Source organism: Vibrio sp. VPAP30 (assembly GCF_001188205.1).
Classification (GTDB): domain Bacteria; phylum Pseudomonadota; class Gammaproteobacteria; order Enterobacterales; family Vibrionaceae; genus Vibrio; species Vibrio bivalvicida.
This window is the reverse complement of record NZ_LBLS01000008.1, coordinates 83,393-97,918: the sequence shown is the minus strand read 5'-3', so window position 1 is coordinate 97,918 and position 14,526 is coordinate 83,393. Positions and strand designations below refer to the sequence as shown.

The 14,526-nt window shown below is 45.2% G+C and carries 13 protein-coding genes; 11 read left to right on the top strand and 2 right to left on the bottom strand.

Annotated elements, in window-relative coordinates; translation table 11 throughout:
* Positions 1 to 92: 92 nt before the first annotated feature.
* The 10 genes from ZX61_RS00950 (at position 93) to deoD (ending at position 10,256) form a co-directional block, all read left to right on the top strand.
* On the top strand, positions 93 to 1,523 hold the full coding sequence (locus ZX61_RS00950; RefSeq protein WP_049842860.1) for an alanine/glycine:cation symporter family protein: 1,431 nt from the start codon (positions 93 to 95) through the stop codon (positions 1,521 to 1,523).
* Positions 1,524 to 1,766: 243 nt separating this feature from the next.
* A complete protein-coding gene (gene yaaA / locus ZX61_RS00945; RefSeq protein WP_049842859.1) occupies positions 1,767 to 2,540 on the top strand; it encodes a peroxide stress protein YaaA in 774 nt (257 codons plus the stop codon).
* A 31-nt stretch (positions 2,541 to 2,571) separates the two neighbouring features.
* Positions 2,572 to 2,718, top strand: a complete 147-nt coding sequence (locus ZX61_RS24205; protein ID WP_160316780.1) for a DUF5363 family protein — start codon at positions 2,572 to 2,574, stop codon at positions 2,716 to 2,718.
* Positions 2,718 to 3,491: a TatD family hydrolase gene (locus ZX61_RS00940; RefSeq protein ID WP_049842858.1), complete on the top strand. Its 774-nt coding sequence runs from the start codon at positions 2,718 to 2,720 to the stop codon at positions 3,489 to 3,491. The genes ZX61_RS24205 and ZX61_RS00940 overlap by 1 nt, the downstream gene beginning before the upstream one ends.
* Before the next feature lie 204 nt (positions 3,492 to 3,695).
* Positions 3,696 to 4,958: a NupC/NupG family nucleoside CNT transporter gene (locus ZX61_RS00935; protein WP_049842857.1), complete on the top strand. Its 1,263-nt coding sequence runs from the start codon at positions 3,696 to 3,698 to the stop codon at positions 4,956 to 4,958.
* Positions 4,959 to 5,383: 425 nt separating this feature from the next.
* On the top strand, positions 5,384 to 5,554 hold the full coding sequence (locus ZX61_RS00930) for a XapX domain-containing protein (protein ID WP_004744928.1): 171 nt from the start codon (positions 5,384 to 5,386) through the stop codon (positions 5,552 to 5,554).
* Positions 5,555 to 5,819: 265 nt separating this feature from the next.
* A complete protein-coding gene (gene deoC, locus ZX61_RS00925) occupies positions 5,820 to 6,596 on the top strand; it encodes a deoxyribose-phosphate aldolase (protein ID WP_049842856.1) in 777 nt (258 codons plus the stop codon).
* A gap of 114 nt (positions 6,597 to 6,710) precedes the next feature.
* Entirely contained in the window at positions 6,711 to 8,039 is a 1,329-nt protein-coding gene (gene deoA, locus ZX61_RS00920; protein ID WP_049842855.1) for a thymidine phosphorylase, read from the top strand.
* Positions 8,040 to 8,227: 188 nt separating this feature from the next.
* Entirely contained in the window at positions 8,228 to 9,448 is a 1,221-nt protein-coding gene (locus ZX61_RS00915; protein WP_049842854.1) for a phosphopentomutase, read from the top strand.
* Between the two features lie 88 nt (positions 9,449 to 9,536).
* Positions 9,537 to 10,256: a purine-nucleoside phosphorylase gene (gene deoD, locus ZX61_RS00910; RefSeq protein ID WP_049842853.1), complete on the top strand. Its 720-nt coding sequence runs from the start codon at positions 9,537 to 9,539 to the stop codon at positions 10,254 to 10,256.
* 195 nt (positions 10,257 to 10,451) lie between these two features.
* Here deoD and ZX61_RS00905 read toward each other — a convergent pair whose 3' ends face one another.
* Positions 10,452 to 11,057 carry a YtjB family periplasmic protein gene (locus ZX61_RS00905; RefSeq protein ID WP_049842852.1) on the bottom strand — a complete coding sequence of 202 codons (606 nt, stop codon included), beginning with the start codon at positions 11,055 to 11,057 and terminating at the stop codon, positions 10,452 to 10,454.
* A gap of 104 nt (positions 11,058 to 11,161) precedes the next feature.
* Here ZX61_RS00905 and serB point away from each other — a divergent pair, with 104 nt between their 5' ends.
* Entirely contained in the window at positions 11,162 to 12,142 is a 981-nt protein-coding gene (gene serB / locus ZX61_RS00900) for a phosphoserine phosphatase (RefSeq protein WP_049842851.1), read from the top strand.
* A gap of 32 nt (positions 12,143 to 12,174) precedes the next feature.
* Here the strand turns inward: serB and ZX61_RS00895 are convergent, their stop codons facing one another.
* Positions 12,175 to 14,520 (bottom strand): PilZ domain-containing protein, encoded by a 2,346-nt coding sequence (locus ZX61_RS00895; protein WP_049842850.1) that lies wholly within the window; start codon positions 14,518 to 14,520, stop codon positions 12,175 to 12,177.
* Positions 14,521 to 14,526 lie beyond the last annotated feature (6 nt).

The window sequence follows — 14,526 nt, the reverse complement described above, 5'->3', positions numbered from 1 at the left end:
AAAACCAATACTAAGCAATCTTGACACTTAGTTGGGCAGTTAGATGGATGGCTTGGAAGCAGAGGTCAGCGAAAACTCAATATGAGGATGTTATGACAGACTTAATCAATTTAATGAATGACCTTTTGTGGGGTTCTATTCTTGTTTACCTTCTGGTCGGTGTGGGAATTTATTTTACAGTCCGTTTGGGCTTTATCCAATTTCGTCACTTTGGCCATATGTTCTCTGTTCTTAAGAACAGCCGTAAAGCAGACAAAGCCGGTATCTCTTCTTTCCAAGCTCTTTGTACAAGCTTAGCTGCACGTGTCGGTACGGGTAACATGGCAGGTGTTGCTGTTGCACTTACCGCGGGTGGTCCTGGCGCTATTTTCTGGATGTGGTTAATTGCTATGTTAGGTATGGCAACATCATTCGCTGAAAGCACCCTAGCGCAGTTATACAAAACCAAAGATGATGACGGCAACTATCGTGGTGGTCCAGCGTACTACATGGAGAAAGGTCTTGGAATGCGTTGGATGGGGGTTCTGTTCTCAGTATTCCTGATCATTGCCTTTGGCCTAGTATTTAACGCCGTACAAGCGAACTCTATTGCTAATGCAATGAACAACGCATTTGGCTGGGAAGATACCTATGTTGGTATCGTGGTCGTTGCACTCTCTTCTATTGTTATTTACGGCGGTATTAAGCGTATCGCTAAAGTGGCTGAGCTGATCGTCCCGATTATGGCACTGGCTTACCTGCTGCTTGCTATGTATGTCATGCTGACCAATCTAGAGAAGCTACCAGCAGTTCTGACGCTTATCTTTAAGAGTGCATTTGGCTTGCAAGAAGCGGCCGCTGGTGGTCTTGGCTACGCAATCGCACAGGCGATGATCAACGGTATTAAGCGCGGTCTGTTCTCAAACGAAGCAGGTATGGGTTCAGCACCGAACGCAGCGGCTTCTGCAACGCCATATCCTCCACACCCGGCATCACAAGGTTACGTGCAGATGTTAGGTGTCTTTATGGATACTATCGTTATCTGTTCAGCAACCGTTGCTATCATCCTAATGTCGGGTGAATATGTACCACACGGTGAAGTAACAGGTATCGAGCTAACGCAAACGGCTTTGAGTTCTCAAGTCGGTGAGTGGGGCGGTATCTTTGTTGCTGTGGCGATTTTCTTCTTTGCCTTTACCTCAATCATTGCAAACTACTCTTACGCCGAAACCAACCTAATCTTCTTAGAGCACAACCACAAAGCGGGTCTTGGTATCTTCCGTATCATCGTTTTGGGTATGGTGATGTTTGGTGCAGTGGCTTCTCTACCAGTCGTATGGGCTCTGGCAGACGTTTCTATGGGTCTAATGGCGATAGTTAACTTGGTGGCGATTATTCTCCTATCAGGCATCGTTATTAAGCTAGCGAAAGACTACAACCGTCAGCTAGACGAAGGTAAAGTGCCGACGTTTGATTCAAACGACTTCCCAGAGCTGAAGTCTCAGCTTGAGGATGGTATCTGGGATCAGAGCAAAAAAGATTAATATAACCGTCATACTTGAAGCCGTAGCGTCGTTGGCTGCATAAATCCCCCGGAGCGCCGGCCGCCCTAATCACATAGGAACACTATGCTCATAGGGCTGAATTGATTTGCCGCCTAGCTACAGCTCCAATTATTTAGGTTATAACTTTTACCTATTAAAACGATTCAAAAAGCCATGCAGACATTGCATGGCTTTTTTTGTAACCTATATCTAACAACATAATTAAACAGATAGAGTTAAGTCATGCTAATCGTCGTTTCACCTGCGAAAACCTTAGATTATGAATCGCCACTGGCAACAGAGAAATATACTCAACCCGATTTAATTGAGTACTCTAAGCAGCTTATTGATGTTTGCCGTAAACTGACACCGGCTGATGTTGCGAGCTTAATGAAGGTTAGCGATAAAATCGCCGATCTCAATGTAGGCCGTTTTCAAGAGTGGAGCGAGACATTTACCTCAGATAACTCACGCCAAGCTATCTTAGCTTTTAAGGGCGATGTCTACACAGGGTTAGATGCGCAGTCATTATCTGAGCAAGATTTTGATTACGCGCAAAGCCATCTACGCATGCTGTCGGGTTTGTACGGTTTACTTAAGCCACTCGATTTAATGCAGCCTTACCGTCTTGAGATGGGTACTAAGCTTGCTAACGACAAAGGCAGCAACCTTTATCATTTTTGGGGCAATGTGATCACTGATAAGCTTAACGAGGCGATTGCCGATCAAGGTGATAATGTATTGGTTAACCTTGCGTCGAATGAGTACTTTAAAGCGGTTAAGCCCAAAAATCTCGAGGCCCAAGTGATTACACCTGTATTTAAAGACTGCAAAAATGGTCAATATAAGGTGATCAGCTTTTATGCCAAGAAAGCCCGCGGCATGATGGCGCGCTACATTATTGAAAATCGCATTTCAAGCGTCGCTGAACTGACTAAGTTTGATACTGCGGGATATTACTTTGTTGAAGATGAGTCGACGCCAACAGAACTCGTCTTTAAACGTGAAGAGCAGTAATGAACGAGTCATAGGTTGTAAGGAGTAGAGGATGCTCAACTGGTTTAAGCTCTGGCTAGCGAAATATGACGCCTGGTGTCACTCAATGGGCTTAACACCAGAGAACAAACGCAGTTGTGTACCCTATCGCAGTGATCCTACTTCTCCACCGAATAGCCACAATAAGGCGCACAAGTAATGCGCCTTTTTGATACCCATTGCCATTTGGATTTTGATGCATTCAAGCCAAATCTAGCCGCGCAGATTAAATTGGCCAATCAAGTCGGCGTTGAGCGGTTTGTTATTCCTTCTATAGGGCCGTCAAACTGGAACAGGCTTGAACAGCTTGCTGCTCAATATTCATCGATATATTACGCTGTAGGCATACACCCGTATTTCCTCGATACAGATAGCCATATCTATCAAGAGCAGCTTGATGAGTTACTGAGCCAAAATAATGAGAAGTGCGTTGCTGTTGGAGAGTGTGGGCTCGATGCAATGGTAAAAGTTGACAGTCAGATTCAAGAGCGCGTATTCATTCAACAACTTGAGCTTGCGCAATCACATCAGCTTCCAATTATCCTTCATGCTCGGAAAACTCACAATCGCCTACTACAATTGCTTAAACAGTATGGTTTCTCGCAAGGAGGTGTATTACATGGATTCTCTGGTAGCTACCAGCAAGCGATGCAGTTTGTCGAATTGGGTTTTTATATCGGAGTAGGTGGAGTGATCACTTACCCAAGAGCGAAGAAAACGCGGCAAGCAGTGTGTCAGTTACCGCTTGAATGTATTCTCTTGGAGACGGATTCGCCTGATATGCCCCTTTATGGGTATCAAGGCAATTCAAATCATCCACAGATGTTAGCTCAGATTTTATCTTGCCTCGCATTGTTGAAAGGGATACCAGAGCAAACGATTGCTGAAAGTGTTTGGAAAAATAGCCATTCAGTATTCGGTCTTTGTGAATAATTTCTAATTAAATTGTTCTTTTAATGATTACAGACGTGGTGAATGGTGACCGGCTTCACGTTACTGAGTGAATGCATGATGAATCTTATTAGAAACTGTGAGGACGGCATTACTTTATCAATGGACGGATGAGTATAATTGCCTCCGCTTTTGAGCTCCATTTTGTAACACGCCAATAAATAACATATAAGGAAGTCATAAACTATGAGCCTGTTTATGAGCCTAGTCGGTATGGCAGTATTGCTAGGAATTGCATTACTACTGTCTGATAACCGCAAAGCTATCAATCTAAGAACTGTGGGTGGCGCATTTGCTATCCAATTCATCATCGGTGGTTTCGTTCTATACGTACCATGGGGTCGCGACCTACTAGCTGGTTTCTCAGCTGGTGTACAGAACGTTATCGACTACGGTAAAGACGGTACTGGTTTCCTATTTGGCAGCCTAGTTAACTTCTCAGTTGACGGTATCGGATTCATCTTCGCGTTCCAAGTACTTCCAACGCTAATCTTTTTCTCTGCACTTATCTCTGTACTTTACTACATTGGTGTAATGCAGTGGGTTATCAAGATTCTTGGTGGTGGTCTACAAAAGGCACTAGGTACTTCACGTGCCGAGTCAATGTCTGCAGCAGCCAACATCTTCGTTGGTCAAACTGAAGCACCGCTAGTGGTTCGTCCGTTTGTACCAAAAATGACTCAGTCTGAGCTATTTGCAGTAATGTGTGGTGGTCTAGCGTCTGTTGCTGGTGGTGTACTAGCAGGTTACGCATCTATGGGTGTACCTCTAGAGTACCTTGTAGCAGCATCATTCATGGCAGCACCTGGTGGCCTACTGTTCGCTAAAATCATCAAGCCTGAAACTGATACACCAGATGAGAATCTTGGTGATGATATCGACGGTGGTGACGACAAGCCTGCTAACGTTATCGATGCAGCGGCTGGTGGTGCTTCAGTTGGTCTACAACTAGCTCTAAACGTTGGTGCAATGCTACTGGCGTTCATCGGTCTAATCGCGCTAATCAATGGTCTCCTAGGTGGTGTTGGTGGTTGGTTCGGTATGCCTGAGCTAACTCTAGAAATTCTACTTGGTTACCTATTCTCGCCTCTAGCATTCCTAATCGGTGTGCCATGGGAAGAAGCGACAGTAGCTGGTTCGTTTATCGGTCAGAAACTGGTTGTTAACGAGTTCGTAGCTTACCTAAACTTTGTACCTTACGTTGGTGACGGCGCTCAAGTTGTTGCAGCAACAGGTCAAGTAATGTCTGAGAAGACTCAAGCAATCATCGCATTCGCTCTATGTGGCTTCGCAAACCTATCTTCAATTGCGATTCTACTAGGTGGTCTAGGTGGTCTAGCTCCAAACCGTCGTCACGACATCGCTCGTATGGGTGTGAAAGCGGTTTGTGCAGGTACACTGTCTAACCTAATGGCGGCGACAATCGCTGGCTTCTTCCTATCTTTCTAATTGAATAAGCGAAAGATTATATAGACGCCGTTTTATTAAGCCCCGTAGTTGCATAGCTTGCTATGTACTACGGGGCTTTTTCGTTTTTTTCAGCATAGTAAGTGCGATAGCTGCGTTAACTGCGGTTTTCACCCTAGTCACTTAGCGAGCTAAGCTCCCAGGGATTCAAATCCTCGTTGCCTTGCTCTCACACTGACTATTTTGAAAAAACTTCAGCATAAGACAACGAGAGCTTTCGTTGGATTGTGCGAAGGTCTGGAATGAGTTCGGACAACAAGATTCATAACGTTTGAGCAACTGATTAGATTGAGCAATCGTTAAGCAGAATCTTTTTTGAGATACAAACCGTTTGCGCTCTATGAGCTACTACAGTTCCGCGATAAATATCTATAATGTAGGTATCTATAGAAAGTAGGGTAAAACTTATGAATGAAGTTTTCCTCGCAACCTTAGCCGGTTTTGTCGTTGGAGTCCTGTTTTCCGCTATCAAGTTGCCGATACCAGCCCCGCCTGTTTTAGCAGGTGTAATGGGCATTGTTGGTGTTTATCTTGGTGGCGTAACTTATCAATGGATTATTGAGAAGTTTTTCAGCTAGCGATAATTAATACAAGGAGTATGATTGGCGCTGGCAGCAACGACACCGTTGCTTGGGCGTTTGCCCATATACGTTAGACACCGCAATCGTAGATTGTTGTGCCATAGACCAAACTGGTACTGTGCGGTGACAAGGATAGCAATTGGCATATTAAAACTCGCTGTATATGCCGAGTCTTCAGGGAACCAAGTCCGTTCATAAATGACTGCAGCTCTAAAAATGTTTTTAGGGCAGTAACTTTTTTGAATATTGATCGGAGATAGAAATGAGCGATTTAAAAGCAGCAGCACTACGTGCACTAAAACTTATGGACCTAACTACGCTGAATGATGATGACACTGATGCGAAAGTTATTTCACTTTGTCATGACGCAAAATCAGCAGTAGGTAACACAGCTGCAATCTGTATTTACCCTCGCTTTATTCCTATTGCTAAGAAGACACTTCGTGAGCAAGGTACACCAGAGGTTCGCATTGCGACCGTAACTAACTTCCCACACGGTAACGATGATATTGACATTGCTGTTGCTGAAACTAAAGCGGCAGTAGCTTACGGTGCAGATGAAGTAGACGTCGTATTCCCATACCGTGCTCTTATGGCAGGTAACGAAGAAGTGGGCTTCGAGCTAGTTAAGCAATGTAAAGAAGCTTGTGGTGATATTCTTCTGAAAGTGATCATCGAAACGGGTGAGCTAAAACGAGAAGCACTAATCAAGAAAGCATCTGAAATCTGTATCAAAGCTGGCGCAGACTTTATTAAAACTTCAACGGGTAAAGTGCCAGTAAACGCAACACCTGAATACGCTCGCATGATGCTAGAAGTGATTCGTGATATGGGTGTTGCACAAACAGTTGGTTTCAAACCTGCTGGTGGCGTTCGTACTGCTGAAGATGCAGCGGACTACCTCGCAATGGCTGATGAAATCCTAGGCGATAACTGGGTTGATGCTCGTCACTACCGTTTCGGTGCGTCAAGCCTGCTAACAAACCTACTAAATACATTAGAAGTGACAGACGAGACTGCTGATCCAGCAGCTTACTAATTCTCTCGTTCGAGAGTAGATAAAAACAAAGTCTGTTTGGTGGAGTAGCGAACCGCTGCTCCACATTACCTCTTTACCTTATAACCATTGCTTGCTAAAGCATGGGAGGATCTAATGTACTTACCTCAAGAAATCATTCGTAAAAAACGCGATGGCGAAGTGCTTACCGCGGAAGAAATTAACTTCTTTATCCAAGGCGTAGCGAAAAACACCGTATCTGAAGGTCAGATAGCGGCGTTTGCTATGGCTATCTTCTTTAATGAAATGACAATGCCTGAGCGCATCGCACTAACGTGTGCAATGCGTGATTCTGGTATGGTCATCGATTGGAGCCACAAAGAGTTTGGCGGCCCAATTGTCGATAAACACTCAACGGGTGGTGTTGGCGACGTAACTTCTCTAATGCTTGGCCCAATGGTGGCAGCATGTGGTGGTTTTGTACCTATGATCTCTGGTCGTGGCCTAGGTCATACCGGTGGCACGCTAGATAAGCTTGAGTCGATCCCAGGCTACAACATTACGCCAACCAATGATGTGTTTGGTGATGTCACGAAAGATGCGGGAGTGGCTATCATTGGTCAAACGGGCGATCTCGCTCCGGCCGATAAGCGTGTGTACGCGACGCGTGATATTACCGCGACGGTTGATAACATCTCGCTGATCACAGCTTCAATTCTTTCTAAGAAACTAGCGGCAGGTCTTGAATCTCTTGTGATGGACGTGAAAGTAGGCTCAGGTGCATTTATGCCAACTTACGAAGCGTCTGAAGAGCTAGCAAAATCTATTGTTGCCGTAGCAAATGGTGCAGGCACTAAGACAACGGCTATCCTAACCGACATGAATCAAGTATTGGCGTCTTCTGCGGGTAACGTGGTCGAGGTTCGAGAAGCCGTTCAGTTCTTAACGGGTGAATACCGCAACCCTCGTCTTCTCGAAGTGACTATGGCGTCATGTGCAGAAATGCTAGTGCTGGCTAAACTTGCTGACAACACCGAAGACGCCCGTTCTAAGCTGATGGCAGTGCTCGACAACGGTAAAGCCGCAGAGTGTTTCGGCAAGATGGTTGCTGGTCTTGGTGGTCCTGCTGATTTTGTTGAAAACTACGATAACTACCTAGAAAAAGCGGACATCATCAAGCCAGTATATGCTGATGAAAACGGCACTGTATCAGCCATGGATACTCGCGCGATTGGCATGGCCGTTGTTTCTATGGGCGGTGGTCGCCGCGTCGCGACAGATGTTATTGACTATGCCGTGGGTTTTGACAGCTTCATCCGCTTAGGTGAAGAGGCGTCAAGTGACAAGCCTCTAGCGGTTATCCACGCTCGCAATGAAGAGCAGTGGCAAGAAGCAGCGCATGCACTGAAAGCCGCAATCACGATTGGTGGTGAGTACACACCAACGCCAGAGGTTTATCGTCAGATTCGCGCTGAAGATCTTTAAACTCTTCATATTTGAACTTGCAGCGGCGTTAACTGCGCTCGCTCACCCCAGTCACATAGACAAGCTATGCTCAGGGGATTCGCTTGCTTGTTGCCTTGCTGCAAGTCCAACTATCTTGAGTTGAATTACTATTATTATTAGATTGGTCGATTGAGCTGTTGCTCTCGGCCAGTTAAAGGAAGAGAGCAATGAAAAGAGCATTTATTTTAGTCTTAGACTCATTTGGTATCGGTGCATCGGCTGATGCGAAAGACTTTGGCGATGTTGGTTCAGATACTATGGGTCATATTGCTGAGCAGTGTGATAAAGGTTTGGCGAATAACGCCGATCGTAGCGGCGCTTTAAAGCTGCCTAATTTATCCAAGCTTGGTCTGGCGATGGCGCACAAAGAGTCGACAGGTAGTTTTGCGCCGGGTCTTGAGGCTGATACAGAAATCATCGGCGCATACGGCTATGCTGCAGAACTCTCTTCTGGTAAAGATACTCCATCAGGTCACTGGGAGATTGCAGGTGTACCTGTACTGTTTGATTGGGGCTACTTCACCGACAAAGAGAATAGTTTCCCTAAAGAGCTAACTGACCGCATTCTTGAGCGTGCAGGTCTTGACGGTTTCCTAGGTAACTGTCACGCATCGGGTACTCAAGTTCTTGATGACTTGGGTGAAGAGCATATGAAGACTGGTCAGCCAATCTTCTACACTTCTGCTGACTCTGTATTCCAAATTGCTTGTCACGAAGAGACGTTTGGTCTTGATCGTCTACTTGAACTTTGTCAGATCGCGCGTGAAGAACTTGAAGATTACAACATTGGTCGCGTTATTGCTCGTCCGTTTGTTGGTCCAGGTAAAGGTCAATTTGAGCGTACGGGTAACCGTCGTGACCTATCGGTAGAGCCACCTTCTGCGACTATTTTGCAAAAATTAGTGGATGAAAAGGGCGGTGAAGTTCACTCGATCGGTAAGATCTCTGATATTTACGCAGGCTGCGGTATCACTAAGAAGACCAAAGCAACAGGTATTCCTGCTCTATTTGAAGCAACAAAAGAGGCGATCAAAGAGGCGGGTGACAACACTATCGTATTCACCAACTTTGTTGACTTCGATTCTGCTTATGGTCACCGCCGTGACGTTGCGGGCTATGCAGCGGCGCTAGAGTACTTTGATGGCCGTATCCACGAAGTGATGGAGATGATGGAAGAGGACGATGTGCTGATTCTAACTGCTGATCATGGCTGTGATCCTACTTGGCCAGGTACTGACCACACTCGTGAGCATATTCCTGTGATTGTTTACGGTCAGAAAGTGCCAGCAGGCTCATTGGGCCTTCGTGAATCCTTTGCTGATATCGGCCAAACTTTGGCTAGCTATTTTGGTACATCACCAATGGATTACGGTAAAAACTTCTTGTAATCAAAATCGACTAAATTAGATAGAGGGCTTAGCCCTCTATTATTTTGTTTGCTTAAACTAACGCAGTTTAATAAAAGGAAATTGAATCATGGCAACTCCACATATCAACGCAGAAATGGGTGCATTTTCAGACGTAGTATTAATGCCAGGTGACCCGCTACGTGCCAAATACATTGCAGAAACCTTCCTAGAAGATGTTGTTCAGGTATGTGATGTACGCAATATGTACGGTTACACAGGCACTTACAAAGGCCGCAAAATTTCGGTGATGGGGCATGGTATGGGAATTCCGTCATGCTCAATTTATGCGACAGAACTCATTAAAGATTTCGGTGTTAAGAAAATCATTCGTGTCGGTAGCTGCGGTGCAGTAAGTGAAGATATTAAAGTGCGTGATGTAGTGATTGGCATGGGTGCGTGTACGGACTCTAAGGTAAACCGTATTCGCTTCAAAGGTCATGACTTCGCCGCTATCGCAGACTACAGAATGGTACGCGCAGCGGAAGATGCAGCAAAAGCGCGCGGCATTGAAGTGAAAGTCGGCAACATGTTCTCTGCAGAACTGTTCTATACCCCAGACCCGGAAATGTTTGAGGTGATGGATAAGTACGGTATTGTCGGTGTTGAAATGGAAGCAGCAGGCATTTACGGCGTATGTGCTGAGTATGGTGCAAAAGCACTAACAATCTGTACTGTTTCTGACCACATTAAGACTGGCGAGCAAACCACCTCAGATGAGCGTCAAACAACGTTTAACGATATGATGATCATTGCTCTAGACTCTGTTCTTCTTGGTGACGCAGAGTAGGGGGCGGACTACGTCCTTGAGATCGCTCCGCTGCGAGATCGGGCTTCGCCCTTCGAGATGTGGCCGCGGTAAGTGAGTCGAAAACTGCAGGCAGTGATACTTTTTTTAGGATCTAATTGTCTGGATATAAAAGTAAAGGGTTGACACAATGTGCCAACCCTTCAATATTTCTCGCTTCTCGCTTCTCGCTTCTCGCTACATATCCTTCAACAACAGATTCTCACCTTTTTGCTTGTTAGGCTTACGGCGAATAATCAGGGTGAGCAGCAGTCCCGCAACAAAACTGAGCCCAACCATAGTGTACATGTATCGGTCACTTTTCCGATAGTAGTGATCGGAAAAGGCGGTAAGCTTACCCGTCTCAAACGTAATGCGCACAAAGCCAATTATTGAACCATCGTGAAGAACGGGTTCCACCAATTGTTGTTTACCAATGCGTGCTGTCTGTAGCGGGGTATCTAGACCAAGCATCTCGCGTACCGATTTGGCTTCTTGGCTTGCCGCGAGTTTTATCCCTTCTGAGTCGTAAATGGTTGCGTCAACAACTAGGGCGTCTTGAGCGAGTTGATTGGACAATTTGAGCAGTCGCTCTTGATCTTGATTGATGATCATGTCACTGGCAGAAAGTGATGCCTGCGAGATCAGAATATTGGTCAGTGTTTCTAATTGGTTAGCTTGAATCTGCTCGTTACCCTTCGTAATTTTGACACTGTTAATCGCAATGGTTGCCACCATAGCAATCAAAGAGATTGTCGCGAGTACTTTTATCGCGGTACGAAAAGAAAACAGAGATGAGTCCATTTTTCACCCAAATAGAACTTAATTATATTTTAGAGCATATTGAGACTTGCGCATCCAAATTGCAATAGGTTAACGTGTTGAGAGACTTTTTAGGAATAGTAGACATGGACACGTTAAAGACCCTCTCTATACGTAAATACATACCTCTTATCAATCGCCTACCAGAATCTCGACTTGCTACCCAGTTCGATAAAGCAAATGCAGGTTGGGTCGTATTTGGTGAGATTCTTTGCCCGAGCCAGTTCGAAGATATCGACTTTTTTGTTGGGTACTATAATGCGGTGGTTGATGTTTGGAAGGTAGGCAAATACGAAGTTGCCTTGATGGCCGGAGAGCTGACGAAACAACACGAAGAGATCTTGCAAGCCTTAGAGTTGGATTATTCTACGCTTGTTGATATGCCGGATCTTTCAAAGCCGGGTTTGATCGTGTTAGATATGGATTCGACTGCGATTCAAATCGAGTGTATCGATGAGATTGCCAAATTAGCAGGTGTCGGTGAAGAGGTTTCAGAGGTGACCGAACGCGCGATGCAAGGTGAGTTGGATTTTGAGCAAAGCTTGCGCCAGCGTGTGGGTAAGCTTGCTGGCGCCAAAGAATCCATTTTAAGTGAGGTCCGTGCCGAGCTGCCACTGATGCCTGATTTACCTGAGCTGATTGGCACGCTAAAACATTTTGGTTGGAAAACAGCTATAGCATCGGGTGGTTTTACCTACTTCTCGGATCACCTTAAACAGCTTCTTGATCTCGACCATGCACAGTCTAACCAACTTGAAATCGTTAAAGGCAAGCTGACGGGTAAAGTTCTCGGTGAAGTTGTTTCGGCACAAACTAAGGCTGATATCCTCGATAAACTTGCAGATCAGTATGAAATTGAACCTCACAACACCATTGCTGTGGGAGATGGTGCCAATGACTTGGTGATGATGGATGCGGCGGGTTTAGGTATTGCTTATCACGCCAAACCCAAAGTTGAGCAGCAAGCAAAGAGTGCCGTGCGCTACGTAGGGCTCGGTGGGATTATTTGTATTTTATCTGCGCTATTAGTTAAACAGAAGCGGGTGAGTTTTAAGCCTCAGCCATAGAGTGTCAAAGCGAGGTTGGTACCTCGCTTTCTTTATTGGGTTAAGCCTAAACGGATCAAAACTTCTTCGGTGATGTCAGTCAGTTCACCGTACCCAACGATATTATTAATGTCCTTCTCCAAATTACGTGCGTGATGCATGCTGATCTGCGTCAGTTCATCGAGATCTTTGCGCACTAAAGCCGTGATCGGATCAAACACTGGAGCACCACAAATTCGGATCGCGTAAAACTCTCCCATTGCCTGGGCATTTTTAACAAACATCATTCGCTCTTTTAGGCTATCAAAATCGCTACTTAGCTTAGACTCGACGGATTGAATTCGGGTACCAAATTTGACCGTGGTTAAGTACAGCTCATGATATTGAGGTTGCGCCCCTTCAATCCGCTTCATTGGTTGAGCGAGTAGGGTGTTAGTTCGGCCTTTGTAAATTGGTCCGAGAGAGAAGTTTTTCTCATCGCCCAATTTAGCCAGAATGGTTAGGTATGGTTTGAGCGGATAGTTGATGCCGATCGCTTTCGGGCGCAAACTACCTCCTCTCTTTTCGATAAACAGTGGAGAACTGACCATTTTATCGAGCAGAATATCATGCAGCCCTTCAAGTAGCTCATTACTTGGCAGGAGTTCTTTTTTAGCGTTCAGCTTGTCTTGATTGTGTTCGATTAAAGTACCAAAGAAAGCGATAGTTCGCATGATATGACTATCTTCAATAATCGCCAGTTGTAATTGCTTTCCTCCTGGGCTAACTCTGATCACTCGGTAAGGGACGTCGTCTAGTGGTAACTTTTTGTCATAGAGCTGCAATTCTTTAAAGTTGATAGAGCACGTTTCGCCCGCTTTTAATTTGCATGGCGCTGTTAACGCAACACTAACGCCATGTTTAGAAATATCTACGCTGATACCTTCGTATGCCGTAGTATCAGGCTCAGAGAGCCGTATTGGTGACTTAAATTGGTACCTTGGTTCTTTGCGGCGAGATTTCGCATCAAAATAGATACATACAGGATTATTGTCTGGGTTTCGCACATGCCTAAATTGATTAAGTTCACTGCTCGCTAATCGAGGTTTTTCAGCCAGTAGATAGTCTTGGCGGCTGGTGTCATCGGCAATTTCTTGCAAGATTCCACAATGAGTCAGTGAAGAGGTTTCAAGCCCGAGTTCGTTGGTATGTTCTGAAAGTTCTAGCCTTTCCTCTGCCGATAGTTCAAATACCGATAGCCTAAACACTTTCCAGCTCTCTTTTTTGGCACCAATATGCCAAAAAAGTTGACGCAACTCGCGTGTGGCTTCAGGCATCATCATTGAGAAGAATAGTGTTTTATCCTGATGCTCATGGGTAAAAGAGTAGATGACATTGCTGCTCCCTTTCATACCTTCGGTCGTGAGTAGTGACATGCGTTGGTTATTGAATAGATTACTCAAACTCTGTTGGTTGCGCTCGTCGTGCCAGTATTGCCAGATCTTCTGATTATTCTCTGTCATTAAGGCGAGCTTTAACTCGTTACCATTAAAAAATACCGGCAAGTTGCAGGTGTGCTTAAGATAGGTATGTTCAAAACCTCGTGACCGGGCACGAATGATTTTGTCTTGATTATCGTGGCGAGTCTTCTGCCCCTCGCTTTTTAGCATGTATTCAATTACCACTTCAATAATATTGGTGGTATCGAGTTTTAAAAGTCGAAGGTACTTTACTGCATCGTTTTCGTAAGATTCATCAATGCCGACAATACGGTAAGGAATGATAGAATCAATGCCTTCGATTTCGAGTGCTTTGCTTAACTCAATCAGGCGAACATTAATCACTTCCCCGAGTTTGTAGTTAAACGCAGACGGAACTTTGAATTTAGCGCCGGACGGAGATAGGTCAACGGTAACAGCGTGGACAATTTGCCCACTCAATAGCTCGATCTCTATCTGGGAAGAGACTTTCAGACGATTTTCTCTACGTTTCAGGTCATAGCCCATCACTACGGCTTCGACATCGATGCCGTTAATTTCGCTGGTGATCTCTGTGCCTAGCGGTTTACCGCGTTTTTGCATAACTCGGAAGTTATTGTGAGTATTACAGAGGGCTTCCCAAACCCCTTCGGTGTAGCCACCAAATTTGCGAGTGTTCTTGTGATAAGCATTAAAAGCAACATCATCAAGCCAGTGTTTAAGGCCATCGAGTTCGTATTCTCGGCACTCTCCTTTAACACGCCCACGGAGATCGATTGGTTTGGTACAGGGAGCCATCACACGATTAAGTTCCATCTTAACCAAGATTTTGACAGACGGTGGGTCTCCCTCAGTCATTTGACCAAGAAGAAACTCGAAATCGTCAGAGTTGTACGCAGGAATCAAACGTTCCGCAAGAGAGAGTATTTCTGGCTGCTGCATATTTTT